The organism is Microbacterium sp. zg.Y909, assembly GCF_024626565.1.
This window is the reverse complement of record NZ_JANJFJ010000011.1, coordinates 19,626-44,116: the sequence shown is the minus strand read 5'-3', so window position 1 is coordinate 44,116 and position 24,491 is coordinate 19,626. Positions and strand designations below refer to the sequence as shown.

The 24,491-nt window shown below is 70.4% G+C and carries 25 protein-coding genes; 16 read left to right on the top strand and 9 right to left on the bottom strand.

Annotation, left to right across the window (positions count from 1 at the left end; translation table 11 throughout):
• Positions 1–648 (top strand): MFS transporter (locus NQ160_RS02330; protein ID WP_257513629.1); only part of this gene is annotated, 648 nt, incomplete at its 5' end.
• A gap of 16 nt (positions 649–664) precedes the next feature.
• Positions 665–2,179, top strand: a complete 1,515-nt coding sequence (locus tag NQ160_RS02325; RefSeq protein ID WP_257513628.1) for a peptide MFS transporter — start codon at positions 665–667, stop codon at positions 2,177–2,179.
• 9 nt (positions 2,180–2,188) lie between these two features.
• On the opposite strand, the gene NQ160_RS02320 is transcribed toward NQ160_RS02325, so the two are convergent.
• Genes NQ160_RS02320 through pcaH form a run of 8 tightly spaced genes read right to left on the bottom strand, consistent with a single transcriptional unit; the run spans position 2,189 to position 8,684 of the window.
• Entirely contained in the window at positions 2,189–3,358 is a 1,170-nt protein-coding gene (locus NQ160_RS02320; protein ID WP_257513627.1) for a thiolase family protein, read from the bottom strand.
• On the bottom strand, positions 3,355–4,011 hold the full coding sequence (locus NQ160_RS02315) for a 3-oxoacid CoA-transferase subunit B (protein ID WP_257513626.1): 657 nt from the start codon (positions 4,009–4,011) through the stop codon (positions 3,355–3,357). The genes NQ160_RS02320 and NQ160_RS02315 overlap by 4 nt, the downstream gene beginning before the upstream one ends.
• Positions 4,008–4,757 carry a 3-oxoacid CoA-transferase subunit A gene (locus NQ160_RS02310; RefSeq protein WP_257513625.1) on the bottom strand — a complete coding sequence of 250 codons (750 nt, stop codon included), beginning with the start codon at positions 4,755–4,757 and terminating at the stop codon, positions 4,008–4,010. The genes NQ160_RS02315 and NQ160_RS02310 overlap by 4 nt, the downstream gene beginning before the upstream one ends.
• Positions 4,754–5,158, bottom strand: coding sequence for a 4-carboxymuconolactone decarboxylase (pcaC, locus tag NQ160_RS02305; protein WP_257513624.1), 405 nt, complete (start codon positions 5,156–5,158; stop codon positions 4,754–4,756). Before pcaC ends, NQ160_RS02310 begins: the two co-directional genes overlap by 4 nt.
• The gene (locus NQ160_RS02300; protein WP_257513623.1) at positions 5,155–5,937 is read right to left on the bottom strand and encodes an alpha/beta hydrolase; all 783 of its coding nucleotides are present in this window, start codon (positions 5,935–5,937) and stop codon (positions 5,155–5,157) included. Before NQ160_RS02300 ends, pcaC begins: the two co-directional genes overlap by 4 nt.
• Positions 5,934–7,322, bottom strand: a complete 1,389-nt coding sequence (locus NQ160_RS02295; RefSeq protein ID WP_257513622.1) for a lyase family protein — start codon at positions 7,320–7,322, stop codon at positions 5,934–5,936. The genes NQ160_RS02300 and NQ160_RS02295 overlap by 4 nt, the downstream gene beginning before the upstream one ends.
• Complete coding sequence (gene pcaG, locus NQ160_RS02290) at positions 7,312–7,872, bottom strand: protocatechuate 3,4-dioxygenase subunit alpha (protein ID WP_257513621.1); 561 nt, start codon at positions 7,870–7,872, stop codon at positions 7,312–7,314. The genes NQ160_RS02295 and pcaG overlap by 11 nt, the downstream gene beginning before the upstream one ends.
• Positions 7,869–8,684: a protocatechuate 3,4-dioxygenase subunit beta gene (pcaH, locus tag NQ160_RS02285; RefSeq protein WP_257513620.1), complete on the bottom strand. Its 816-nt coding sequence runs from the start codon at positions 8,682–8,684 to the stop codon at positions 7,869–7,871. Before pcaH ends, pcaG begins: the two co-directional genes overlap by 4 nt.
• A 117-nt stretch (positions 8,685–8,801) precedes the next feature.
• Here pcaH and NQ160_RS02280 point away from each other — a divergent pair, with 117 nt between their 5' ends.
• The 3 genes from NQ160_RS02280 to NQ160_RS02270 all read left to right on the top strand — a co-directional run bounded on the left by NQ160_RS02280 (position 8,802) and on the right by NQ160_RS02270 (position 12,103).
• Entirely contained in the window at positions 8,802–9,554 is a 753-nt protein-coding gene (locus NQ160_RS02280; RefSeq protein WP_257513619.1) for an IclR family transcriptional regulator, read from the top strand.
• Between the two features lie 89 nt (positions 9,555–9,643).
• Positions 9,644–10,828 carry a 4-hydroxybenzoate 3-monooxygenase gene (locus NQ160_RS02275; RefSeq protein ID WP_257513618.1) on the top strand — a complete coding sequence of 395 codons (1,185 nt, stop codon included), beginning with the start codon at positions 9,644–9,646 and terminating at the stop codon, positions 10,826–10,828.
• A gap of 48 nt (positions 10,829–10,876) precedes the next feature.
• Complete coding sequence (locus NQ160_RS02270; protein WP_257513617.1) at positions 10,877–12,103, top strand: MFS transporter; 1,227 nt, start codon at positions 10,877–10,879, stop codon at positions 12,101–12,103.
• A 10-nt stretch (positions 12,104–12,113) separates the two neighbouring features.
• Here the strand turns inward: NQ160_RS02270 and NQ160_RS02265 are convergent, their stop codons facing one another.
• Positions 12,114–12,614 carry a MarR family winged helix-turn-helix transcriptional regulator gene (locus NQ160_RS02265; protein ID WP_257513616.1) on the bottom strand — a complete coding sequence of 167 codons (501 nt, stop codon included), beginning with the start codon at positions 12,612–12,614 and terminating at the stop codon, positions 12,114–12,116.
• A gap of 92 nt (positions 12,615–12,706) precedes the next feature.
• Between NQ160_RS02265 and NQ160_RS02260 the strand changes: the two genes are divergently transcribed.
• The 11 genes from NQ160_RS02260 (at position 12,707) to NQ160_RS02210 (ending at position 24,294) form a co-directional block, all read left to right on the top strand.
• Entirely contained in the window at positions 12,707–13,639 is a 933-nt protein-coding gene (locus NQ160_RS02260) for an SDR family oxidoreductase (protein ID WP_257513615.1), read from the top strand.
• A gap of 43 nt (positions 13,640–13,682) precedes the next feature.
• Positions 13,683–14,576 carry an amidohydrolase family protein gene (locus NQ160_RS02255; protein ID WP_257513614.1) on the top strand — a complete coding sequence of 298 codons (894 nt, stop codon included), beginning with the start codon at positions 13,683–13,685 and terminating at the stop codon, positions 14,574–14,576.
• Positions 14,573–15,757 (top strand): acyl-CoA dehydrogenase family protein, encoded by a 1,185-nt coding sequence (locus tag NQ160_RS02250; protein WP_257513613.1) that lies wholly within the window; start codon positions 14,573–14,575, stop codon positions 15,755–15,757. The genes NQ160_RS02255 and NQ160_RS02250 overlap by 4 nt, the downstream gene beginning before the upstream one ends.
• Before the next feature lie 20 nt (positions 15,758–15,777).
• Positions 15,778–16,233, top strand: a complete 456-nt coding sequence (locus tag NQ160_RS02245; protein ID WP_257513612.1) for a MaoC family dehydratase — start codon at positions 15,778–15,780, stop codon at positions 16,231–16,233.
• A gap of 135 nt (positions 16,234–16,368) precedes the next feature.
• Positions 16,369–17,370 carry an ABC transporter substrate-binding protein gene (locus NQ160_RS02240; RefSeq protein ID WP_257513611.1) on the top strand — a complete coding sequence of 334 codons (1,002 nt, stop codon included), beginning with the start codon at positions 16,369–16,371 and terminating at the stop codon, positions 17,368–17,370.
• 71 nt (positions 17,371–17,441) lie between these two features.
• Complete coding sequence (locus NQ160_RS02235) at positions 17,442–18,977, top strand: acyl-CoA synthetase (protein WP_257513610.1); 1,536 nt, start codon at positions 17,442–17,444, stop codon at positions 18,975–18,977.
• A 22-nt stretch (positions 18,978–18,999) separates the two neighbouring features.
• Entirely contained in the window at positions 19,000–19,848 is an 849-nt protein-coding gene (locus tag NQ160_RS02230; protein ID WP_257513609.1) for an ABC transporter permease, read from the top strand.
• A complete protein-coding gene (locus NQ160_RS02225) occupies positions 19,845–20,621 on the top strand; it encodes an ABC transporter permease (RefSeq protein WP_257513608.1) in 777 nt (258 codons plus the stop codon). The genes NQ160_RS02230 and NQ160_RS02225 overlap by 4 nt, the downstream gene beginning before the upstream one ends.
• Entirely contained in the window at positions 20,611–21,474 is an 864-nt protein-coding gene (locus NQ160_RS02220; protein ID WP_257513607.1) for an ABC transporter ATP-binding protein, read from the top strand. The genes NQ160_RS02225 and NQ160_RS02220 overlap by 11 nt, the downstream gene beginning before the upstream one ends.
• Positions 21,471–22,694 carry a multidrug effflux MFS transporter gene (locus tag NQ160_RS02215; RefSeq protein WP_257513606.1) on the top strand — a complete coding sequence of 408 codons (1,224 nt, stop codon included), beginning with the start codon at positions 21,471–21,473 and terminating at the stop codon, positions 22,692–22,694. Before NQ160_RS02220 ends, NQ160_RS02215 begins: the two co-directional genes overlap by 4 nt.
• A gap of 103 nt (positions 22,695–22,797) precedes the next feature.
• Positions 22,798–24,294 (top strand): aldehyde dehydrogenase family protein, encoded by a 1,497-nt coding sequence (locus NQ160_RS02210; protein ID WP_257513605.1) that lies wholly within the window; start codon positions 22,798–22,800, stop codon positions 24,292–24,294.
• The last annotated feature ends 197 nt before the right edge of the window (positions 24,295–24,491 follow it).

Sequence of the window (24,491 nt, the reverse complement as noted above, 5' to 3'; positions counted from 1 at the left end):
GACCTGCGGGTGGCTGCCCGCCGTCCGGTGCTGCTCACCAACATCGCCTCTCTCGCGATGGGGTTCTCGCTCTTCGCCTCGAACGTGGCCTACCCGCAGCTGCTGGAGCTGCCGGCCCCTGCGGGTTTCGGACTGTCACTGCTCGCCGCCAGCCTCGTCATCGCGCCGGCGGGCCTGGTGATGATGGTGCTGTCGCCCTACTCGGGGCGGGTGGCGCGCACCGTCGGCCCTCGGCTGCTGCTGATCCTCGGGGCGATCGCCCTCATCGTCGCGTACGGGTTCACGCTGCTGTTCTCCTCCGAGGTGTGGCACATCCTGGTGGCCAATCTGCTGGTGGGCGTCGGGATCGGCTTCGGCTACGCCAGCATGCCGATGCTCATCATGCGCAGCGTGCCGCAGAGCGAGACGGGCGCCTCCAACGGCCTGAACGCACTGTTCCGCTCGCTCGGCACCAGCACGGCTGCTGCCGTGATCGCCGCGGTGCTGGCGAGCCTGTCGGTCACGCAGGGCGGCGTGCAGGTGCCGACGGCGGCGGCGTTCGACGTGGCGTTCTTGCTGGGCGGCGCCGCCGCGGTGGTGGCCCTGGTGCTCGCTCTGTTCATCCCGCAGCGCCCTGCACGCGAACCCCATCCCTCTCTGCCGCAGTGAGGTCTACCCTGGGCCAATGAGCGCGAACGAGCCGGCCCAGGTCCCCGTCGGACCTCCCACGGGCCCCATCGAGACCGCCGCGGAAGACGCCGGCGACCGCGACACCCGCTTTTTCGGGCAGCCCCGGGCGCTGGCGCACATCTTCGGCGTGGAGATGTGGGAGCGGTTCAGCTTCTACGGCATGCAGGGCATCCTGCTCATCTACCTGTACTACTCCGCCACCGACGGCGGGCTGGGGCTCGACCGCGCCGTGGCTGCCGGCATCGTGGGCGCATACGGCGGCTCGGTCTACCTCTCGACCATCCTCGGGGCGTGGATCGCCGACCGCATCCTCGGCTCCGAGCGGGTGCTCTTCTACAGTGCGATCGTCATCGTCGCCGGTCACGTCGCCCTCGCCCTCATCCCCGGATTCCTCGGGGTCGGCGTCGGACTCATCCTCATCGCGCTGGGATCGGGCGGCCTCAAGGCCAACGCCACGAGCGTGGTGGGAACGTTGTACCGGCGGGACGACCCCCGACGGGATGCCGGGTTCTCGCTGTTCTACCTCGGCATCAACCTCGGCGCGCTGGCCGGCCCGCTGCTGACGGGTCTGCTGCAGGCCTCGCTGGGGTTCCATTGGGGCTTCGGGCTGGCTGCCGTCGGAATGGCGCTGGGGCTGCTGCAGTACTCTTTCGGGCGCCGGTCGCTCCCCGAGGCGGCACGCCACGTCGCCAACCCGCTCCCCCGCAACCGCTACGCGCTGGTCGGCGGCATCGCCGCGGCGGCGGTGGTGCTCATCGTCGTGCTGGTGCTCGTCGGGGTGATCCGCCCCGAGAACCTGTCTCTCATCGTCATCATCACCACGGTCGGCGCCACGATCGCCTACTTCGTCGTGATCCTCTCGAGCCGCAGCATCGACGCCGTCGAGCGCAGCCGGGTGTTCGCGTTCGTGCCGCTGTTCATCACGTCGGTGGCGTTCTGGTCGCTGTACCAGCAGCAGTTCACCGTCGTGACGATCTACGCCGACGTGAAGCTCAACCGCGACCTCTTCGGCTGGGAGATGCCGGTGCCGTGGGTGCAGTCGATCAACCCGATCTTCATCATCGTGCTCTCGGGTGTCTTCGCGTGGCTGTGGACGAAGCTCGGCACGCGGCAGCCCTCGACCCCGGTGAAGTTCGGTCTGGGCGTCATCATCATGGGCGCGGCGTTCCTGCTGTTCCTCCCGTTCGCCGGGGGCGGCGCCGGCTCCACACCGCTGTTGGCGATGATCGGCATCCTGCTGGTGTTCACCGTCGCCGAGCTGCTGCTGTCGCCGGTGGGTCTGTCGGTGACGACCAAGCTCGCCCCGGCGCGCTTCCACACCCAGATGGTCGCCCTGTTCTTCCTGTCGGTGGCGCTGGGCACGGCCATCTCGGGGCTGCTGGCGGAGTACTACGATCCCGACAACGAGGTGCCGTATTTCTCGGTCCTCGGGTTCATCGCGATCGGTGTCGGCGTGCTGCTGCTGATCTTCGTGAAGCCGGTGCTGGCGCTCATGAAGGGCGTGCGCTGAGCGCAGACGTCAGCGTTCGAGCACCACGGCGAGCCCCTGGCCGACGCCGATGCAGATCGCGGCGACCGCCACGCCCCCGCCGCGCCGCTTCAGCTCGTGCGCGGCGTGACCGATGATGCGACCGCCCGAGGCGCCGAGCGGATGACCGATCGCGAGGGCCCCGCCGTGGATGTTGAGCTTTGCGGGGTCGAGGTCGGGCCAGCCGGCCAGGCACGCGAGCGACTGCGACGCGAAGGCCTCGTTGAGCTCGACGACATCGACGTCCGCCCAGGTCTTGCCGGCCTTCGCGAGCGCCTTGTTCGCCGCCTCGATGGGTGCGATGGGGAAGTCATCGGGATCGACGCCGTGCGCGGCCCGCGCGGCGATGCGCGCGAGCGGCTCGCCCTGCACCGCACCCTCGGCGGCGAGCAGCACCGCTGAGGCGCCGTCGTTGATCGACGACGAGTTGCCCGCCGTCACGGTGCCGTCGGCGGCGAACAGGGGGGTGAGCCCAGCGAGCTTGTCCGCGGAGGTGTCCGAGCGGATCCCCTCGTCGCGCGCGAGTTCTGCTCCGGCCACCTGCACGATCTCCGGATCGTAGACACCTGCCTCCCAGGCCTGGGCGGCCAGATGATGCGACCGCGCGGCGAAGGCATCCTGCGCGTCGCGGGAGATCCCCCATTCGCGGGCGATCTTCTCCGCCGATTCGCCGTTGCTGATCGTCCACGGCGTCGGCAGCGCCCGGTTGACCATGCGCCACCCGATCGAGGTGTTCCACATCGTCTGGTTGCCCACCGCCGGCCACGGCTTGGGGGATTTCTCCACGACGAACGGGGCGCGGCTCATCGACTCGACGCCGCCGGCGAGCACGACGTCGGCGTCTCCCGTCTCGATCGCCCGCGCGCCCTGGATGACCGCTTCGACCGACGACGCGCACAGCCGGTTGACGGTCACCCCGGTGACAGAGGTGGGAAAGCCCGCCAGCAGCGCCGCGAACCGCGCGACGTTGCGGTTGTCCTCGCCCGCCTGGTTCGCGTCGCCGAAGATGACGTCCGCGATGCGGGCGGGGTCCAGCCCGGTGCGCTGCACGGTCGCTCGCATGACGACCGCGGCCAGGTCGTCGGGCCGTACCCCGGCCAGCGCGCCCCCGGCGCGGCCGAAGGGCGTGCGCACGGCGTCGTAGATGAATGCAGCGCTCATGAGCGTCCTTCCCCCCGGCCATCGGCCATTGCCAGCCCGGTGACCGCAGCGAGCCAGGCCACAGTGGTGTCGCCGAACAGCTCCCGCACGGCGAAGCCTGCGTCGGTGACGTCGAAGACGGCGTGATCGGTGTACACCCGCGTGACGCATGCGACCCCGGTGAGCGGGTACGTGCAGGACGACACGAGCTTGGGCTCGCCCTGCTTGGTGAGCAGATCGGTCATGACGTAGACGCTCTTCGCCCCGATCGCGAGGTCCATGGCTCCGCCGACGGCGGGGATCGCGCCCGGTGCGCCGGTGGACCAGTTGGCGAGGTCCCCCGACTGCGACACCTGGAACGCCCCCAGCACACAGACGTCGAGGTGACCCCCGCGCATCATCGCGAACGAGTCCGCGTGGTGGAAGTAGGCGGCACCGGCAAGCGCGGTCACCGGCTGCTTGCCCGCGTTGATCAGGTCGGGGTCGATGAGGTCGGACTCGGGCGCCCCGCCCATGCCCAGCAGCCCGTTCTCGGTGTGCAGGATGATCTCCTGGTCGGGCGACAGGTAGTTCGCCACGAGCGTCGGAGCGCCGATCCCGAGGTTGACGTACGCCCCCTCGGGGATGTCGGCCGCGATCCGTGCCGCAAGGGCGTCCCTCGTGAGGCCGGTCATCGCCGACCCTCCGCCTCGTCGGCCCGCGGACGGCCCTCGACGTCGACCCCGCCCACGAACGCACCCTCGCGCAGCCACGGCCGCCAGCCGACCGCGACGACGCGGTCGACGAAGATGCCGGGGGTGACGACCCGCTCCGGATCGATGTCGCCCAGCGGCACCACCTCATCCACCTGCGCGATCGTGGTCGTCGCGGCTGTGGCCATGATGGGCCCGAAGTTGCGTGCCGTCTCGCGGTACACGAGGTTCCCCCAGCGGTCGCCCTGCAGCGCGGAGATGAGCGCGAAGTCCGCGCGGATCGGATACTCCAGCACGTACTGCCGCCCGTCGATCTCGCGCTGCTCCTTGCCCTCGGCGAGTTGCGTGCCCACGCCTGTCGGGGTGAAGAACGCGCCGACGCCGGCGCCCGCGGCCCGGATGCGCTCGGCGAGATTGCCCTGGGGCACGAGTTCGAGTTCGATCCGGCCGGCGCGGTGCAGCTCGTCGAAGACCCAGGAGTCGTGCTGCCGGGGGAACGAGCACACGATGCGGCGCACCCGCCCCGTCGCCAGCAGCGCCGCGAGGCCGGTGTCACCGTTGCCGGCGTTGTTGTTGACGATCGTGAGGTCCGTGGCGCCCTGCGCGATGAGCGCGTCGATGAGCTCCACCGGCTGACCGGCCCGACCGAACCCGCCGATCATGACCGTCGCCCCGTCGGGGATGCCGGCGACGGCGGCGACGACGTCGGGCACGGTCTTGTCGATCACGGCCGGTCCTCGGCGAAGACTTCCGACGCGATGCGGAATGCGGTGTTGGCGGCGGGGACCCCGGAGTAGACCGCCGACTGCAGGATCACCTCTCGGATCTCGTCGATCGTGAGCCCGTTGCGCACCGCGGCGCGCAGGTGCATCGCGAGTTCCTCCTGATGGCCGTGCGCGATGAGCGAGGACAGCACGGCGATCGAGCGGGAGCGGCGGTCGAGGCCCGGCCGCGACCAGACGTCCCCCCAGGCGACGCGGGTGATGAAATCCTGCCAGTCGGCGGTCAGCTCGGTCGTCGCGGCGCTCGCCCGGTCGACGTGCTCATCCGACAGCACGGCGCGGCGCACCGTCATGCCGTTGTCGTAGCGCTCCTGGTCGCTCAGTCCCTCACCCCGCGGTCTGGTCATCGCGTCCCCTTGCTGTCGAAGAACTCCACGAGCACCCGCGCCATGTCTTCCGGCTGCTCGGCGGGCGGCAGATGCGCGGCATCCGCGATGCGCACGATGCGGCCCTGCGGCACCCCGTCGGCGATCTCGCGGGCCTTGGCCTCGGGTGCGACGGCGTCGAATTCGCCCCACACCGCCAGCACCGGCGTCTCGATCCGGCCGAGCTCGGCGCGCACGTCGTATGCGGCCAGCGCCTCGCAACAGCGGGCGTACGACTCGTCGTCGGTGTTCTGCAGGGCGTGCAGCAGTCGGCCAGACAGCTCGGGCTCCCGCGCGACCGAGTCGGGGGCGAACCAGCGCTGCGCCGACGCGATGATGATGCTCGACGTGCTCTCGGTACGCACCTTGGCGGCGCGGGCGTGCCACCCGTCCGCATCGCCGAGCTGAGCACCCGAGGCGATGATGGCCGCCGCGCGCACGGCATCCGCATGCCGAAGCAGCAGCTCCAGCCCGGTCGCACCGCCCAGCGAGACTCCGGCGTAGAGGAACGGGGCGGTGGAGACCTCGCGCACGGCCGCGACGACCGCGTCGGCGAGGTCGGCGACGGTGAACGCGGCGGATGCCGGTGCCGACCGACCGTGCCCCGGCAGATCCCACATGAGCACCCGATGCCCCTCCGCCAGGGCCGGGATGACCTTCTCCCAGAGGATGCCGGTGGTCCCCAGCGACGGCCCCAGCACCAGCAGCGGCGCAGCCTCGGGCCCGACGGGGGTGGACAGGGCGACGACAGGGCGGGTCACGACGGCTCCTCGGGGGACGCGGCACGGGAAACGGCGGCGTCGACGAGCGAATCGGCGAGGCCCAGGTAGCCTGCCGGGTCGAGCAGCTGGGCGACGTCGAGGTCGGCCCCCGCGGCACCGGCGGCGGCCGTCACGAGGTCGGCGAGCGGCTCGCCGGCGCCGGCACGGGCGAGAAGATCGGCCGTGGCGTCGGTCCCGAGCAGCGGCGTCAGCACCAGGGCGACCCGCTCAGCGAGGATGAGCCCCTCGGTCATCGTGAGGTTGCGCGCGGCGGCCGACGGGGCGATTCGCAGACCCGCGACGAGGCCGGCCGTGGTCGCGGCCGCACCGCGACCGAGCCGCAGCAGTTCGCGCAGCGCCGGCCACTCGGCATGCCACGCGCCGTCGGGGCGCTCATCGACCGCGAGCGCGGCGGCGGTGTGGAGCGTGGCGGACAGGTGCGGTGCCCGCAGCGCCGCCGAGCGCACCAGCACGGCGGCGGCCGGGTTGCGCTTGTGCGGCATGGCGCTGGATCCGCCGCCCGACCCTTCGGCGAGTTCGCCGATCTCCGTTCGGCTGAGGGTCACGACGTCGCCCGCGATCACGCCCAGCGCATCGGTGGCCTGCGTGAGCGCATCGCCGAGTTCGGTGACCGGCCACCGGGTGGTGTGCCAGGGGGCGTCGGGCGCGGCGAGGCCGAGTTCCGCCGCGAACGCGCCGGGGAGCCCGCTCGCCGCGGCGACACCGCCGACCTCGACGAACGAGGCGAGCGTGCCGCCGGCGCCCCCCAGCTGTGCGGGGAGCTCACCGAGCACGCCGGCGAGCCGTGACCGGGCGCGGGTGATGCCACCCAGCCATGTCGCAAGGCGCAACCCGATCGTCGTCGGCACGGCGTGCTGCCCGAGGGTGCGCGCGACGGCCACGTCGCCGCGGTGCGCGGCGGCGCGCGCCGCGAGCTGCGACTCGATGGCCTCGAGGTCGGCCACGATCTGACCGCCGGCACGCCGGGCGGTGAGCATGAGCGCGGAATCGACGATGTCCTGGCTCGTCGCGCCGCGGTGCACCCACTCGGCGGCCTCGGCGGGGACGCGCTGCTTCAGCGCCCCGACGAGCGGGATCACGGGATTGCCGCCGGCGCGGGCAGCGACGGCGAGGTCGGCGGCGGAGAGCCACGAGGTCTCTGGCAGGCCGGGCTCGTCAGGGGACGGCTGCGCCCCGAGCGCGTCGGCGATGGCCTCTGCCAGCACGCCGGGCGCGGCGCCGACCCGCGCCCAGGCGCGCGCGAGTGCGACCTCGGCCGCCACCAGGGCCACGAGCACCGCGGCATCGGAGGTGTCCTGGTCGTACCCGGCCGTCACGGGCGAGAGCAGCCCGACATCGAACGGGACGGGTGCGTCAGAAGACAAGGAAGACGGTCTCCTTCTCCCCCTGCAGCCGGATGTCGTGGTGGAGGTTGCCGTCGGGGGTGCGCGACGCGATGAGCGTAGCGCGCTCGTCGGGTGCGAGCGAGCGCAGCAGCGGGTCGGCATCCAGCGCCGCCTGGTCGTCCGGCAGGTAGATACGCGTGTGCAGCTTGTCGGGCAGGCCCCGGGCGTAGACGATCGCGGCGATGAAGGGCGCCTTGCCCGCTGCGGCGCCCGGGTTGCGCGTCCAGAACTCGTAGTGGCCCTCGTCGTCGGTGAAGGTGCGCCCGAAACCGGTGAACGTGTGGTCGTCGCGGCGGAACGCGCCGCGTGCGGTCGGGATGGTGCCGTCCTCGTCGGCGCCCCAGATCTCGACGAACGAGTCGGGGATCGGGTTGCCGTCCCCGTCGAACACCGTGCCGGCGAGCAGGATCGCCCCCGGCGAGTGCGGGAAGGCGACCTCGTGCATCTTGGCGTACTCGACGCCGTAGGCGAAGAAGGGACCAACGGTCTGGCCGGGGCTGGGGACGTGGGTGCGCTCGGGGACGGTCATGCGTCGTGCTCCTCCGGCTCGAACCACGTGGCATCCGGACCGTCGACGACGATGTCGAAGCGGTAGCCGGTTGACCACTCGGGTGATGTCAGGTCGTGGTCGTAGACGCCGACCAGGCGATCGCGGTCGCTCTGACGCCAGATCGTGTTGTAGATCGGGTCCAGGGCGAACAGCGGGTCTCCGGGGAAGTACATCTGCGTCACGAGACGGTGCGTGAACGAGGATCCGAAGACCGAGAAATGGATGTGGGCCGGACGCCACGCGTTGACGTGGTTCTTCCACGGGTACGGACCAGGCTTGATCGTGGTGAACAGGTACTCGCCGGCGTCGTTCGTGATCGCACGGCCCGCACCGGTGAAGTTCGGGTCCAGCGGCGCCGGGTGCTGGTCGCGCTGGTGGATGTAGCGGCCGGCGGAATTGGCCTGCCAGATCTCGATGAGCTGGTTGCGCAGCGGGCGGCCCCAGGAGTCGCGCAGGGTGCCTCGCACCGTCATCCGCTCACCGAGCGGCTCACCGGTGTGCTGCAGCGTGAGGTCGGACTCGATCGCCGCGACATCACGTTGCCCGAACGCGGGTGAGACCAGCTCGATCGTCTCGGGATCGACGAGCTTCGGGTTCTTCGTCGGGTGGCGCAGGATGGTGGAACGGTACGGCGGGAAGTCGCGCATCGTGGCCGGCAGGGCCTCGCCCGCCGCCTCACGCGCCGCGTATTCGCCGTGCCGATCGCGGATCTCATGGGTGATCTCGTCCTGCGTCACCTGGTCGGGCGAGGCGAGCAGCGTCTCGGGCGCGGCGGCTGTGGTCTCGGTCATGGGTCTCCTTCGACGCCGTGAAGTCAGCTCGTCCCATCGTCGCGCGCGTCGGCCGACACCGGAATTCATCTCCCATTGAACGAGAGCCCCTCTCTGCGCATGTGCCACACTCGGGCCATGGCGAACTCCCCGTCCGGTGAATCGAGCATCGATCGGCTCGTGCGCATCCTCGAGACGTTCACCCCCACCCGCACCGTGCAGACGACGGCGGAGATCGGTCGCCGCGCGGGACTGCCGAGCTCGACGGCGCACCGCGTGGTGGGAGAGCTGGCCGCAGCCGGACTGCTCGAGCGTGACGAGAACCGCCGCGTGCGCGTCGGGATGCGCCTGTGGGAGCTGGCCACGCGGTCCTCATCGGCGCTGCGGCTGCGCCAAGCGGCGCTGCCCTTCATGGAACGCGTGCAGTCGCGTGTGCGAGAGCACACCCAGCTGGCCATCCTCGAGCAGGACGAGGCGCTGTTTTTGGAGCGCCTCAGCGGCGCCGAGTCCGGGGCGAACATCACACGGGTGGCGGGGCGGCTTCCCCTTCACGCATCCAGCTCGGGGCTCGTGCTGCTCGCGTTCGGCGGCGCGGCGTTGCAGGAGCGGGTGCTCGCCGGCCCCCTGCTCGCGCTGACCCGCGAGACGCTGGTGGACCCGGCAGCCGTGCGCCGCAAGCTCGCCGAGGTGCGCACGCTGGGCCACGCGATCGCGCCGGGGTACATCGAGGACGTCTCCACCGGCATCGCCGTGCCGCTCCTGGACGAGACCGGCCACGTCGTCGCGGCACTGTCGGTGGTCGTACCGCGCGGGGCGGAGTCGGAGTTCGCCGTCGTCGAGCTGCAGCGCGCGGCACGCGACATCGAGCGCTCCCTCGGGTACCGGCGGTAGCGCGACCGTCTCCCGTTGAACGGGACTGTGCCGGTGCGGATCCGCGCCCGGGCCCACGATGGGCTCTGTCATCCGCCGAAGGAGCCGTCATGACCACCACCGTCACGCGTACCCGCGTCGCCATCGTCGGGGCAGGTCCCGCCGGGCTCGTGCTTTCGCACCTGCTCGCCGAGGCGGGCATCGATTCCGTCGTCATCGACCAGCGCTCCCGCGAAGACATCGAGACCACGGTGCGTGCCGGCATCCTGGAGCAGGGCACGGTGGAGCTGCTGCGCCGCATCGATCCCGGCACACGCGTTGACACCGTCGGGCGACGCCACGACGGCATCGAGCTGTGGTTCGAGGGCGAGGGACATCGCATCGATTTTGCGGCGCTCGTGGGGAGGGGGGTGTGGCTGTACCCGCAGCACGAGGCGCTGAAGGATCTGCTCGCGCTGCGATTGGCGGCGGGGCAGGATCTGCGGTTCGGGGTGACCGCCTCGCACGTCGCGGGCATCGACACCGATCGGCCGCGAGTGGTGGCGACGGATGCCGCCGGCGGCGTGACCGAGATCGACGCGGACTTCGTGGTCGGCGCCGACGGCTCCCGCAGCGTCGTGCGCACCGCGGTCACGGGTGCTGCAGCGAGCGGGTACTTCCGCGAATACCCCTTCGCGTGGTTCGGCATCCTGTGCGAAGCGCCGCCGAGCTCCGCGGAGCTGATCTACTCGAACTCCGACCACGGCTTCGCCCTCATCAGCCAGCGCAGCCCCACGGTGCAGCGCATGTACTTCCAGTGCGACCCCGACGCCGACCCCGACGCGCCCTCGCAGGACCAGATCTGGGGGATGCTGCAGGAGCGCGTACCCGGAACGACGCTCGAACAGGGTCCGATCTTCCAGCGTGACGTGCTGCGGTTCCGCAGCTTCGTCGCGCGCGAACTGCGGCGCGGCCGGGCGGCGCTCGTCGGCGACGCGGCGCACACCGTGCCGCCGACCGGGGCCAAGGGGATGAACCTCGCCGTGGCCGACGTCGTGCTGCTCGCCGAGGCGCTCCGCGCCCTGCTGGTCGAAGCGGACGCGGGACTGATCGACACGTACGCCGAGCGGGCGCTGCGGCGCATCTGGAAGGCGCAGCACTTCTCGTGGTGGATGACGAACATGCTGCACGTGCCCCCCGATGCCGCCGATTTCGACCGACGGCGCCAGATCGGCGAGCTGCGCAGCGTGGTCGAGTCCGACGGCGGGCGCGCCTACCTCGCCGAGGCTTACACCGGCTGGCCGTTGGACCGCTGACCCCGGGCGTCCGACCCTCCGCCGTCGCCCCGGTATAGTCCCGTGTCCATGGGACCCGATCGCTCGCCGACACGACGCGACGCGTCGATCGGCCTGGTCACGGCGTTCTTCCTGATCGCGGCGAACATGCGCCCGACGATCACCGCCGTCGGTCCCCTGCTCGCGCAGATCGGCGACGGCACGGGCCTCGCGCCCGGCACGCTGGGGCTCCTCGCCTCGGTGCCGCTGGTCACCTGGGCGCTGTTCTCCCCGCTCGCGCACGACCTGTCGCACCGGTTCGGAATGTCCCGCGTCATGCTCGTCTCGCTCGTGCTGCTGGCCGTGGGCACGATCGTCCGCTCCCTCCCGGGACCGACGGCGAGCCTGTGGATCGGCGCCGCCCTCATCGGCATCGCCCTGGCGATCGTGAACGTGCTCATGCCCGCCATCGTCAAGCGGGAGTTCCCGCAGCGCATCGCGGCGATGACGGCGGTGTACTCGGCTCTGCTCGGGGGGTTCGGCGCGGTCGCGTCGGGAGCCGCCGTGCCGATCTCGCAGTGGCCGTGGCCGCAGGACCCCGCCGGATGGCGGTTCTCGCTGCTGGTCACCGGCGGCGCCCTGCTCCCCTTCGCGATCGCCGCGTGGGCATGGGCGGCGCGCGGCCCGGCGGGCGTCACCGCCCCCGCGCACACCCGGGGTGGCGGCGGCAGGCGGCCGCCGACGGGCATCTGGACCGACCGCACAGCGTGGCTCGTCGCCGGGTACATGGGGACGCAGGCGTCGGTGTTCTACATGCTGGTCACGTGGCTCGCCCCGCTGTCGGTGTCGACCGGGCGCTCACCGATCGTCGCCGGGTTCGATGTGATGCTCTACCAGCTGTTCTCGATCGCCGGGTCGCTCATCCTCCCGCTGCTGCTGCGCCGCAGCGGCTTCCGCGCACGCGTCCCGGCGCTGATCCCGACCCTCGCGATCGCCGGCATCCTCGGGCTCATTGTCGCGCCGGGCCTCGTGGCACTGTGGGCGCCGTGTCTCGGTCTGTCGTCGGGGGCCTCGCTGGGCATGACCATGACGCTCATGGCCCAGCGCGCCCGCGACCACGACACTGCGGCGGCGCTGTCGGGCATGGCGCAGTCGGTGGGCTACCTGATCGCCGCGACCGGACCCGTCGTGTTCGGCTGGCTCCACGACCTCACGGGTGCCTGGTTCGCCTCCCTCGCGCTGCTGCTGGCGGTGCTCGCCGGCCAGTGCATCATCGGCGTCTTCGCCGGGCGAGAGCGCTTCGTGCTCGATCGCTGAGGCGGCGACCTCAGCCCGCGTCGACCGCGACGGGGTCCTCGGCGATGCCGCGCAGCAGCGCGGTGAGCTGTTCGCGCTCGTCAGGGTCGAGAGCACCGAAGCTCTCGGCCTCGGCGGCCTGCACGGCGGCGCGGGCAAGGCGGTGCGTCTCACGACCCGCGGCCGTCGCCACCACGACGTTGGCCCGGCGATCGTTGGGGTCGGACTCCCGGCGGGCGAGCGCACGCGATTCGAGGTCGTCCACGAGGGCGACGATCTGGCTGGGGTCCAGCCGCAGGAACTCCGACAGCTCCCGCTGGGTCGGCCGCGCCCCGTCGGCGACGAGCGAGAGCACCGAATAGGACCGCACCTTCAGCTCGTATCCGGCCAGCGCACGGTTGGCTCCAGCCACCGAGCGGGCGTTGGCGCGCGCGAGCAGAAACGCCATATCCCCACCGACGGAGGTTCCCCAGAGGCGCTCGATACCGGTCGGCGGCCGCCCGTGCTCGGGCGACGGAGAGGGGGAGGCCATGCCTGAATCCTATCCGGCCGATGCTGGACCTCTCAAATCATTGACACTTTCAATGATGTGGAGTTTCATGTGACGCAACCGAAGGAGCTTCAATGTCACTCGAAGGCAAAGTCGCCATCGTCACCGGATCGGGCCGCGGGCTGGGCCTGGCTTACGCACAGGAGCTGGCCCGTCAGGGCGCCGCGGTCGTGGTGAACGACGTGGCGGAGGACGTCGCGGCCCGGGCCGTGGCATCCATCGTCGACGCCGGGGGCCGGGCGACCGCCGTGGTGGCCGCGGTCGGCCCCACCCAGACGGCGCAGCAGCTCGTGAAGGCGGCCGTCGACACGTACGGGGGGCTGGACATCGTCGTGACGAATGCCGGGGTGCTGCGAGACACCGTGCTGTGGAAGATGAGCGATGACGACTTCGACGTCGTGATCGACGTGCATCTGCGCGGCACCTTCACCTGCGTGCGCGAAGCGGTGACCTACATGCGCGCCAACTCCGTCCCGGGGCGCGTCATCTGCATCGGCTCCCCCACCGGCCAGCGAGGCAACTTCGGGCAGACCAACTACGCCGCCGCCAAGGCGGGGATCGCCGGCATGGTGCGCACCTGGGCGCTCGAGTTGAAGAAGGCCGGGATCACCGCGAACACCGTCATCCCGGTCGCCGCCACCGCGATGACCGCCACGGTGCCGTACTTCGCCGCCGCCGTATCCGCCGACGCCGCCGGCGAGCAGATGCCGCCGTTCTTCCGCCACGACCTCGGCTTCGGCACAGCAGACGACGTCGCCGGACTCATCGCCTATCTGGCATCGGATGCCGCAGCGGGCATCACCGGCCAGGCCATCGGCGTCGGCGGCGATCGCCTGCAGGTGTGGTCGCACCCCGAGCCCGTCGTGACGGCGTACCGGGAGGGCGGCTGGACGTTCGATGCGCTCGTCGAGTCGGGCGAGGTGCTGCTCGCCGGCAATCTGCAGGGCGTGGGCGAACAGTTCCCACCCCTGCCGGAAGAGCTCCAGCAGCCCGCACCCACCGCCTGACCCCGTCCCTTCGGGGCCGGCACACCCTCGCAACGGAGCGATGATGACCCGGTACAGTCCCGCGATCGACATCGATGCGATCACTGCGATCGATGTCCACGTGCACGTCGAGATCGACGCGCACGGACACTCGTCGCTGCCGGAGGACCTCACCGAGGCTGCGGCGAAGTACTTCGCCACCGACGGACCGAGCCCCGACCTCGACGCGATCGCGGCCTACTACCGCGAACGCCGGATGGCCGCGGTGGTGTTCACCGTGGATTCCGAGACCAACCTCGGCCACCCCGCGATCTCCAGTGCCGAGATCGCCGAGGGCGCGGCCCGCAACAACGACGTGCTCATCCCGTTCGGCTCCGTCGACCCCCGCAAGGGGGATGCCGCCATCGCCCAGGCCCGTCGGCTGATCGAAGACCACGGCGTGCGCGGGTTCAAGTTCCACCCCACCGTGCAGGGGTTCGACCCGTCGGATCCCGTGCACTTCCCGCTCTACGAGGTGCTGCAGAATGCCGGCGTCGTGGCGCTGTTCCACACCGGGCAGACCGGGATCGGCGCGGGGATGCCGGGCGGGCGGGGGTTCCGGCTGGGGCTGTCGAACCCGATGCTCCTCGACGTCGTGGCCGCCGAGCACCCCGATCTGCAGATCATCATGGCCCACCCCTCCGTGCCGTGGCAGGACGAAGCACTGTCGGTGGCGACCCACAAGCACAACACCTGGATCGACCTGTCGGGCTGGAGCCCCAAGTACTTTCCCGCCGAGCTCGTCCGCTACGCGAACTCGGTGCTCAAGCACCGCGTGCTGTTCGGATCGGACTTTCCGATGATCACCCCCGACCGGTGGATCCGCGACCTCGCGCACGCCGCGTTCAAGCCAGAGGCGCTGCCCGAGATCATGAAGGACAACGCCGTCCGGCTGCTGGGCCTCGGGGGTGACTCGTGACCATCGCCCCGACCGCGCTCGGCTACGACCCCTACGGGTTCGCAGAGACCCACCTGAGTTCTGCCGCCCGTGCGGTGCTGACCACGCTTGCGGCCGCGCTCGACCGTGACGTCACGCCGCTCATGCGCGACGCGTGGGAGACCGCGACCATGCCCGAGGGCGTGCTGGGCGTGCTCATTCCGCTGGATCTCATGAACCCCGCCGGGGTGGACGAGCGGGAGGCGACATCGTCGATGTTCTCCGGGTTCCGCACCCTGGTGCTCGCCCGTGCGGACGTCTCCGTCGCCACGCTCTACAACGCCCAGTCCGGCCTCTTCCGCGCCACCGTCGCCCTCGGCGGATCGCGCGAACAGTCGGCGCGCATGGACGGCGCCATCCGCTCGTTCCGCCTGAAAGGCGTCTTCGCGCTGACCGAACCCGACCACGGATCCGACATCGCCGGGGGGCTGGCCACCACCGCCCGCCGAGACGGCGACACCTGGATCATCGACGGCGCGAAGCGGTGGATCGGCGGCGCGGCATCCGCGGACGTGCTGGCGGTGTTCGCCCGCGACGTGGCCGACGACGACGTCAAGGCCTTCCTCGTGCCCCGCACCGCCGCGGGGGTGAGCATCCGCAACATCGACGGCAAAGTCTCGCTCCGCCCGATGCAGAACGGCGTCATCGACCTCGGCGGCGTGCGCGTGAGCGAGGAGGACCGGCTGCAGGGGATCGATTCGTGGCGTGACGTCACCGCGATCCTGCGCACGATGCGCTCGGACGTCGCGTGGATCGCCGCCGGGCTGCAGTCCGGTTCGCTGGAGGCGGCCGTGCGCTACGTCACCGAGCGCGAGCAGTTCGGCCGACCCATCGGCGGGTTCCAGCTGGTGCAGGAGAAGCTCGCCCGCATGCTCGGCAACACGGTCGCCTCCCTCGGCATGGCCGTACAGCTGTCGGCCCGCCAGGACGCCGGGGCGTACGACGACGTGAACTCGGCGCTGGCGAAGCTTCAGACCGCACGCCTGGCGCGTGAGACGGTCGCCCTCGGCCGCGAGGTGCTCGGGGGCAACGGCATCCTCGTCGAGCACGACGTCGCGAGATTCTTCGCCGATGCCGAAGCCGTGTACTCGTACGAGGGCACGCACGAGATCAATTCCCTCATCGTCGGCCGTGGCCTCACCGGCCTGTCCGCATTCGTCTGAACCGACCCCAGGAGCGCCCTATGACCACCACCGTCGCCTACGCCGATCTGCCCTCGCTCGTGGGCACCGACCTCGGATACTCCGATTGGCTCGACATCACGCAGGAGCGCGTCGACACGTTCGCCGACGCGACCGGCGACCACCAGTGGATCCACACCGACCCCGAGCGCGCGAAGGACGGCCCGTTCGGCGCCCCGATCGCCCACGGGTTCCTCACGCTGTCGCTGCTGATTCCGCTCTGGAGCGAGCTGCTCGAGGTCGAGGGGGCGGGCACGAAGGTCAATTACGGCCTCGACAAGGTGCGCTTCGTCTCCCCCGTCCCGGTCGGCTCCCGCATCCGCTTGACGGGCACGATCGCCGAGATCACCGAAGTCGGCGGCGGCTACCAGCTGGTCGTCGACATCACGATCGAGACCGAGGGCGGCGCCAAGCCCGCCGTCGTGGCCCGCAGCCTGCAGCGCCTGTACGCCGCCTGAACAGGCACCCCCGAACACCGCAGGACAGAACACCGCACACCGCACAACCGAACACCGCATGACCGAGCAGTGTCGCTGTACCCGCCGCCCGCGGCGGTTCCGCACCATCCGTCAGTCACAAGGGAGTTTCTCCAGATGCGCAATCTACGAATCACAGCCGTCGCCGTACTGGCGACCGCCGGCCTGCTGCTGACCGCCTGTTCCGGGGGCGGGTCGCTCGACGGCGAGGCCGCCGATCCCGGCGCCGACAGCGAGGGCACGGCCGAACTCATCCCCGTGACCGTCGGCCTCATCCCCATCGCGGCTGCCGCCGCCGTGCAGATGGGCATCGACGACGGCCTGTTCGAGGAGCAGGGCCTGGACGTCACCGTGCAGATCGGCCAGGGAGGCGCGGCACTGCTGCCCGCCGTCTCCAGCGGCGACATCGAGTTCGCCGTGGGCAACCCGCTGTCCGTGCTGGTCGCCGCCAGCCAGGGTCTGGACATGAACATCATCGCCGGGTACTCCAGCGTCGACGTTCCGCCGGACATGCTGCCCACCGGCGTGATCGTGAAGGAGGACTCCGGCATCACGACCTGGAAGGACCTCGAGGGCAAGAAGGTCGCCGTCAACGCCTTCAACACGCAGGGCGACCTGGCCATCATGGAGTCGGTCGCCATGGACGGCGGAGACCCGACCGCGGTGGAGTTCACCGAGATCGCCTTCCCCGACCAGCAGCCTCAGCTCGAACAGGGCAACATCGACGCCTCGTGGGTGCCGGAGCCGTTCGTGGGTGCCGCGCTCGCCACCGACGGCCTCATGCTGCTCGGTGAGCCCATGGGCAACGCCATCCCCGGATTGGCGTCGATGGTGACGTTCACCTCTGCGAAATTCGCAGAGGAGAACCCCGACGTCGTCGAGAAGTTCCGTGCCGGCATCGCGGCATCGCTCGACGCGGCGATGGCCGACACCGACGCCTACCGCGACGTGATCGCCACCTTCACCGGCATGGATCCCGCAGTGGTCGAGAAGATCAACCTCGAGCACCTCTCCGCCGACCTCGACGAGAGCATCATCGAGGACCTCAGCGCGCTCGCCCTGAAGTACCAGTTCCTCGAGCAGGAGCCGGACCTCGAGCAGGTCCTGCTGCTGAACTGACCGCGTCGGCCCGCCGCCCTCCCGGCGGCGGGCCGGCACGGCACCGAACCCGCCGTTCGAAAGAGGCCGTCGTGCACAATCAAGGCATCGGAACGTGGATCACCCGCCGCAGCATGCGTTCGATGGACGACGTCGCGATCTCGTTCCGCGACGAGTCGCTCGGCTACCGTGCTCTCGCCCAGCGCATCCGGCGCCTGGCCGTGGCCCTCGCCGACCGAGGCGTATCGGCCGGGGACCGCGTCGCCTACCTCGGCAACAACCACCCGTCCTTCCTGGAATCGCTGTTCGCCACCGCCACGCTCGGCGCGATCTTCGTGCCGCTCAACTCCCGTCTCGCCGCGCCGGAGATCGAGTTCGCGCTCGAGGACTCCGGCGCGACCACCCTGATCCTTCACGCCGACCTGCGCGACCTCGCCCGCGCCGGCGCCTGGTCCACCGGTGTCACCCGGCGCATCATCGTCGCCGGCGACTCCTATCCCGCCGTCGAGTCGTACGACGAGGTCCTCACCTCGGGCGCGGACGTCGAGCTCGATGTGCCCGTCACCCTCGACGACCCGGCCCTCATCCTCTACACCTCCGGCACCACCGGGCACCCGAAGGGCGCCGTGCTCACCCACGGCAACCTCACGTGGAACTGCTTCAACGCGATCGTCGACTACGGCGTCCACGCCGCCGAGCGCGTGCTGCTGATCTCGCCGCTGTTCCACGTCGCCTCCCTCAGCATGGGGGCGCTTCCCGTGCTGCTGCAGGGCGGCCGCGTGATCCTGCACGAGAAATTCGAACCGGCTCACGTCTTGAAAACGGTGGCAGCCGAGCGGGTGACGATGCTGGCGGGCGTTCCCACGACCTTCCAGATGCTCCAGGAGCACCCCGACTGGGACACGACCGACATCAGCAGCCTGCAGCACCTGACCTGTGGCGGCTCCACCATGCCTGAGCGGATGCTCGAGGCGTACGAACAGCGCGGCCTGTCGTTCTCCTGCGGTTACGGCATGACCGAGACCTCCCCTGGTGCGACGGCGATGCCGCCGCGGATGTCGAAGGCGAAGATGGGCTCCGCCGGCATCCGCCACTTCTTCACCGACGTGAAGATCGTCGACGAGCACGGCGCGGATGCCCCCGTCGGCGCCGTGGGTGAGATCTGGGTCAGCGGCCCGAACGTCATCACCGAATACTGGCGCCGCCCCGAGGCCACCGCGGCCGCCTTCGTCGGCGGCTGGTTCCGCTCCGGCGACCTCGGCACCATGGACGACGAGGGCTATCTGCGGATCTCGGACCGGCTCAAGGACATGATCATCTCGGGTGGGGAGAACATCTACTCCGCAGAGGTGGAGAGCATCATCATGGAGATCCCCGAGATCTCGTCCGTCGCGCTCATCGGGGTCGCCGATGAGAGATGGGGGGAGGTGCCGCTGGCCGTGGTGAGCCTGAAGGGCGGCGCGCACCTGCCCGCAGACGCCATCGCGCAGCACCTGAACGGCCGACTGGCCAAGTACAAGATCCCCCAGCACGTGGTCTTCACCGACGAACTGCCGCGCACCGCGAGCGGAAAGGTGCGCAAGGCCGACCTGCGCGCCCGCTACGGCTCCGGCACCCCGCTCAACTGAACCGGCCACGAGGAGATCGACGATGAGCATCGCAGCACCCGACGAAGCGACGGTGACCCGCACCGTCGCGATCGCGAAAGCGCGCGCCCGACGCCGGTTCTCCCCTCGCAAGGCGCTGCTCGGCATCGCCGGCATCGTGCTCTTCTTGGCGATCTGGGAGCTCGCCTCGCGCACGGGACTCGTCGACGCGAGGTATCTCCCGCCTCCGACTGTGGTGATCCCGCACCTGTTCCAGGTCGCCACCTTCCCCGATTTCTGGGTCGCCGTCGGCGACACGCTGCTGGCGTGGGGGGTGGGCCTGCTCATCGCCCTGGTGCTTGCGAGCGTGCTGGGCGTCGTGATCGGGTTGTCGCCGTTCCTGCGCCGTGCGACGAACTCGACGGTGGAGTTCCTGCGCCCGATCCCCTCGGTGGCCCTCATCCCCCTTGCCGTGCTGCTGTTCGGCATCCGCTTCGAGGCGACGCTGCTGCTCGTGGTCTACGCGGCGTTCTGGCAGATCTTCATCCAGGTGCTCTACGGCGTCGCCGACGTCGATCAGGTGGCCATGAGCACGGGTCGCAGCTATGGGTTCTCACGCTGGCAGCTGGTCACCGGGATCGTGTTCCCCACGACCCTCCCGTACCTCATGACGGGTGTGCGCCTGGCATCCGCGATCGCGCTCATCCTGGCGGTCACGGCGCAGCTCGTCATCGGCACGCCCGGCCTGGGCAACGAGATCGCCTTCGCCCAGAACGCCGGCAACTACAACACGATGTACGCGCTGATGATCGCGACCGGGCTGCTGGGTGTGCTGATCAATCTGGGGGCCCGAGCGCTCGAGCGCCGACTGCTGTCGTGGCACACGTCGGTACGAGGCGAGGTGCCGGCATGAGAAAGATCCTCGTCGGGCTCGCCTTCACCCTGGGGCTGCCCGCGATCCTCGTCACCGTCTGGTGGATCAGCACCATCGTCTCGCCGAGTTTCTTCGTCCCCGAGCCGGCCGAGCTGATCGGCGAGTTCTTCACACTGTGGTTCGGCCCGCGCTTCTGGGCCGACGTGGTGCCGAGCGTCGGCCGTTTCGCCGCCGGGGTGGCCGTCGCCATCGTCGCGGGCATGCTGCTGGGCATCGTCATCGGCTTGAACCGCACCCTGCGGGCGCTGACCGAACCCCTGTTCGAGTTCTTCCGCGCGCTGCCCGCACCCGTGCTGGTGCCGCCGCTGCTGCTGATCATCGGCCCGAACGATGCCATGAAGATCGTCGTGATCGCGATCGGCGCGGTCTGGCCGGTGCTGCTGAACACGGTGGAGGGTGTGCGCGCCGCCGACCCCGTGCAGAACGACACCAGCCGTTCCTACGGCATCTCGGGGTTCAACCGGGTGCGCTACCAGGTGCTCCCCTCGGCGGCACCGCAGATCCTCGCCGGAGTGCGCCAGAGTCTGCCGATCGGACTCATCCTCATGGTGATCTCGGAGATGTTCGCGCCCACCGGCGGTCTGGGAGCTGCCATCATCCGCTTCCAGCGCACGTTCGCGATCCCCGAGATGTGGTCGGGCATCCTGCTGCTGGGAATCCTGGGCTTCCTCGTCGCGGTGATCTTCCGCTTCGTGGAACGCCGCATCCTCCGCTGGTACTACGGACTGAAGGACATCGAGAATGCTGGCTGATCCCGCCGCCCCACTGAACACCGTCTCGTACGGCCGCACCCTGCCCGCGGCGGACACCCTGCTGTCGGTGCGCAACCTGAAGAAGGTGTACACCACCGACGGCGGCGACATCGAGGCCGTCCGCGATCTCACCTTCGACCTCGGCAAGAACGAGCTGACGTGCCTCGTGGGCCCGTCGGGCTCGGGAAAGACGACGCTGCTCAAGTGCATCGCCGGACTGCTCGCCCCGACGTCGGGGGAGGTGCTGCTCGACGGCAAGAAGGTCACCGCCCCGCCGAAGAAGATGGCCGTCGTCTTCCAGGAGTACGGGCGCTCCCTCTTCCCCTGGCTGCGCGTGGCCGAGAACGTCGAACTGCCGCTGAAGAACGCCGGCATGGGCAAGGAGCAGCGCCGGGCACTCGTCGACGAGGCACTGGCGAATGTTGGGCTGGACCACGTCCCGCGGTCGTATCCGTGGCAGCTCTCCGGCGGCATGCAGCAGCGGGTGGCCATCGCCCGCGCCATCGCCTACCAGCCCGAAGTGCTGCTCATGGACGAGCCGTTCGCCGCCGTCGACGCGCAGACCCGAGCAGACCTGGAGGACCTCGTGCGGGGCGTGCGCAAGACCCTCGGGCTGTCGGTGCTCTTCGTCACGCACGACATCGACGAGTCGGTGTACCTCGGTGAGCGGGTCATCATGCTCTCCAGCTCTCCGACCATCGTGCAGGAGGACCTCATCGTCGACCTGCCAGAAGTGCGCGACCAGCTCGAGACACGATCGATGCCACGCTTCACCGAGCTGCGCCACCACGTGTACGAGCAGATCCAGCTGGCCAAGAAGGGGTTCCGTCCCGACATCGCGACCCGCGCATGAGCCCTCCGCGCCCCGTGCAGCGCACCGCGGGGCGCATCGACCCCGGCCTCATGCTCGCGCTGGGCTTCGTCTCGATGGCGGGGTCGCTCTCGACGGACGTGTACCTGCCGGCGTTCCCGCAGATCGCGGCGGCGTTCGACGTCGAGGCATCCGCCGTTCAGCTGACGATGACGGCGTTCCTCGTCGGCTCGGCCGCGGGACAGCTGGTGATCGGGGCGTTCTCGGATGCCCTCGGGCGGCGGCGCACCCTCCTCGCCGCACTCGCAGTGTTCACCGTCTGCGCGTACCTCGCCGCAGCCGCCCCCACGCTCGGAGCGCTCATCGCCGTGCGAGCCGTGCAGGGATTCGCGGGATCGGCGGGGGCGGTGCTGGGTCGGGCGATCGTGTCGGACCTGGCCGACCGGCAGCGAGCGGTGCGCGCGTTCAGTCTGCTGTGGGCCATGATCGCGCTGGGACCGGCGATCGCCGCCCCGCTCGGCGGCTGGCTCGCCCAGACCGGGGGCTGGCGCGCCGCGCTCGTGGGCGTCGCGGTGCTGGCCACCGCAATGCTGATCGTGGCGTCCGTCGTCATCCCCGAGAGCCTGCCCGCACCGCGTCGGCATCCGTTCACCCTCGCGGCGATCGGCGGCAACGTCGGGCGGCTGCTGCACGACGGCGCGTTCGTCGGCTTCGCGATCGCGTTCGGGCTGGGGTACGGCACCCTCATCGTGTACATCAGCTCGTCGTCGTTCATCGTTCAGGACATCTTCGGCGCGACCCCGCTCGGCTACTCGCTGACCTTCTCGTTCACCGGGCTGTGCATCATGTCGGGCGCGTGGCTCAGCGGCCGGGTCGCCCCGCGCGTCGGCACCGGCCGCACCCTGCTGATCGGCCAGCTGATGCAGGTGGGCGCGGCGGGCGCATCCGGGGTGCTGGCGATCTCGGGAACCTTCACCCTCGCCGCGTACCTGCCGCTCATGGGCGTCTTCGCGGCCGGATGCGGCACCGTCATGTCCGCCGCCTCCGCCATCGCTGTCGGGCGCGCAGCGCGCACGGCGGGCACCGGCTCGGCGCTGATCGGGTTCAGCCAGTTCGCCTTCGGCGCGCTCGCCTCGCCCCTCGGCGGGCTCGCCGGCACCGACACCGCCGTGCCGGCATTTCTCTCGATGACGGTTCTCACGCTGCTGGCGATGGGCGCAGCCTCGGTCGGTCGTATCCTGGAGCGCCGCGACCTCGCGTGAGCTCGCCGCATGCCGTTGATCGACGCGGCCTGGGGCAGCAGAATCGACCTGATCGATCGGCAGGGGCGCTACCGTGCGCCGACACAGAGAGGTGAATGTCGACATGACCGCAGATGCCATCACGACCGGAGCGCGAACAGGCCTGTACATCGGGGGTCGGGAGCGCTTCACCGACGAGACCCTGACGATCGTCGACCCGGCAAAGCCCGGCGTCGTCGTGGGAGAGGCCGCGTCCGCCTCGGCCGCCGACGTCGCAGATGCCGTCGCGGCCGCCAAGACCGCACATCCCGCCTGGGACGCGCTGGGCGCCAAGGAGCGCGCGCGCATCATGGCCGAAGCAATCGTCGGCATCGCGGACGAGCGTGACGAGGACGCCGCCATCCTGTCCCAGGAGAACGGCAAGGTGCGCTTCGAGGCGTGGGTCGACGCCCTCGTGTTCGAGCTGCGCTGGAACCTCGCCCTCATGCTCGCCGATGAGGTCGAGACGCCGAGGACCCTGCCGGTCATCCCCGGGGCCATCCCGGTGTCCACCGAGGTGTCGTACCAGTCTCTCGGCGTCGTCACGGTGATCGTGCCCTTCAACTGGCCCATCGCGATCCTCGGCGCCTCCTTGCCGCACGCACTGCTGGCCGGCAACACCGTGATCGTGAAGCCACCGCCCTCGGCCCCGCTCGCGACGACGCGGGTGACCCAGCGACTCGCCGAGAAGCTGCCCGCCGGCGTGCTCAACGTCGTGACGGGCGACAATGACAACGCCGCCGGCCTCATCCAGAACACCGATGTGGCCAAAGTCTCCTTCACCGGCTCGGTGGCGGGCGGAAAGCGCGTGATGGAGATGGCGTCGAAGACCCTCACCCGCGTCATGCTCGAACTCGGCGGCAACGACGCCGCCATCTTCCTGGAGGACGCCGTCATCGACGACGTGCACCTCGATCGGCTCTTCGCCGCCGTGTACGACACGACGGGGCAGATCTGCATGAACGCCAAGCGGGTGTACGTGCACCGCTCGCGGCTGGACGAGGTCGTCGCCGGCCTCACCGCCCGGCTCGAGAAGGTCGTGCTCGGCCATGGCCTCGACGCCGGCACCACGATGGGTCCGCTGCACCAGCCGGCCCAGAAGGCGTTCGTCGAGGAGATCATCGCCGAGGCGAAGGATGCCGGCGCCGACGTGCGCGAGTTCGGCGACCTCCCCGGCGGAGACCTGGCGGGCGGCAACTTCCTGCGCCCCGCGCTGGTCGTCGACCCGCCGCTGCACCTGCGCGTGGTCACCCAGGAGCAGTTCGGCCCCGTCATCCCGCTCATTCCGTTCGACACCGAGGACGAAGCCGTGCGCCTGGCGAACGACACCTGGGCGGGCTTGGGCGGGTCGGTCTGGACCGCGAGCCCCGAGGCCGCCCACCGCGTGGGCAGCGCACTGCAGTGCGGCTACGTCTGGGTCAACGACCACGGCGCCACGCGCCTCGACCTGCGCGCGCCCTTCGGCGGCATGAAGCAGTCGGGAATGGGCCGGGAGCAGGGGATCGACGGCGTCCGCGCCTTCCAGGACACGCGCTCGATCGCCACGATCGATCCGCAGGCCCTGGCGGCGATGGCTCACTGAGCCGACGCGCACCAAGGCGGGGCCCGGTCATGACGACCGGGCCCCGCCTTCATGCGTCCACTCCCGCAGACATACCTCTTGTCATTACCTATCGCCATAGGTACTCTGCTCTCGGAGGCGCAACGTCGCCCCTCCCCCTGAGAGCGGAAAGGACCTCGATCAGTGGCCCAGACTTCCCCTGCGGCGGATCACTCCGC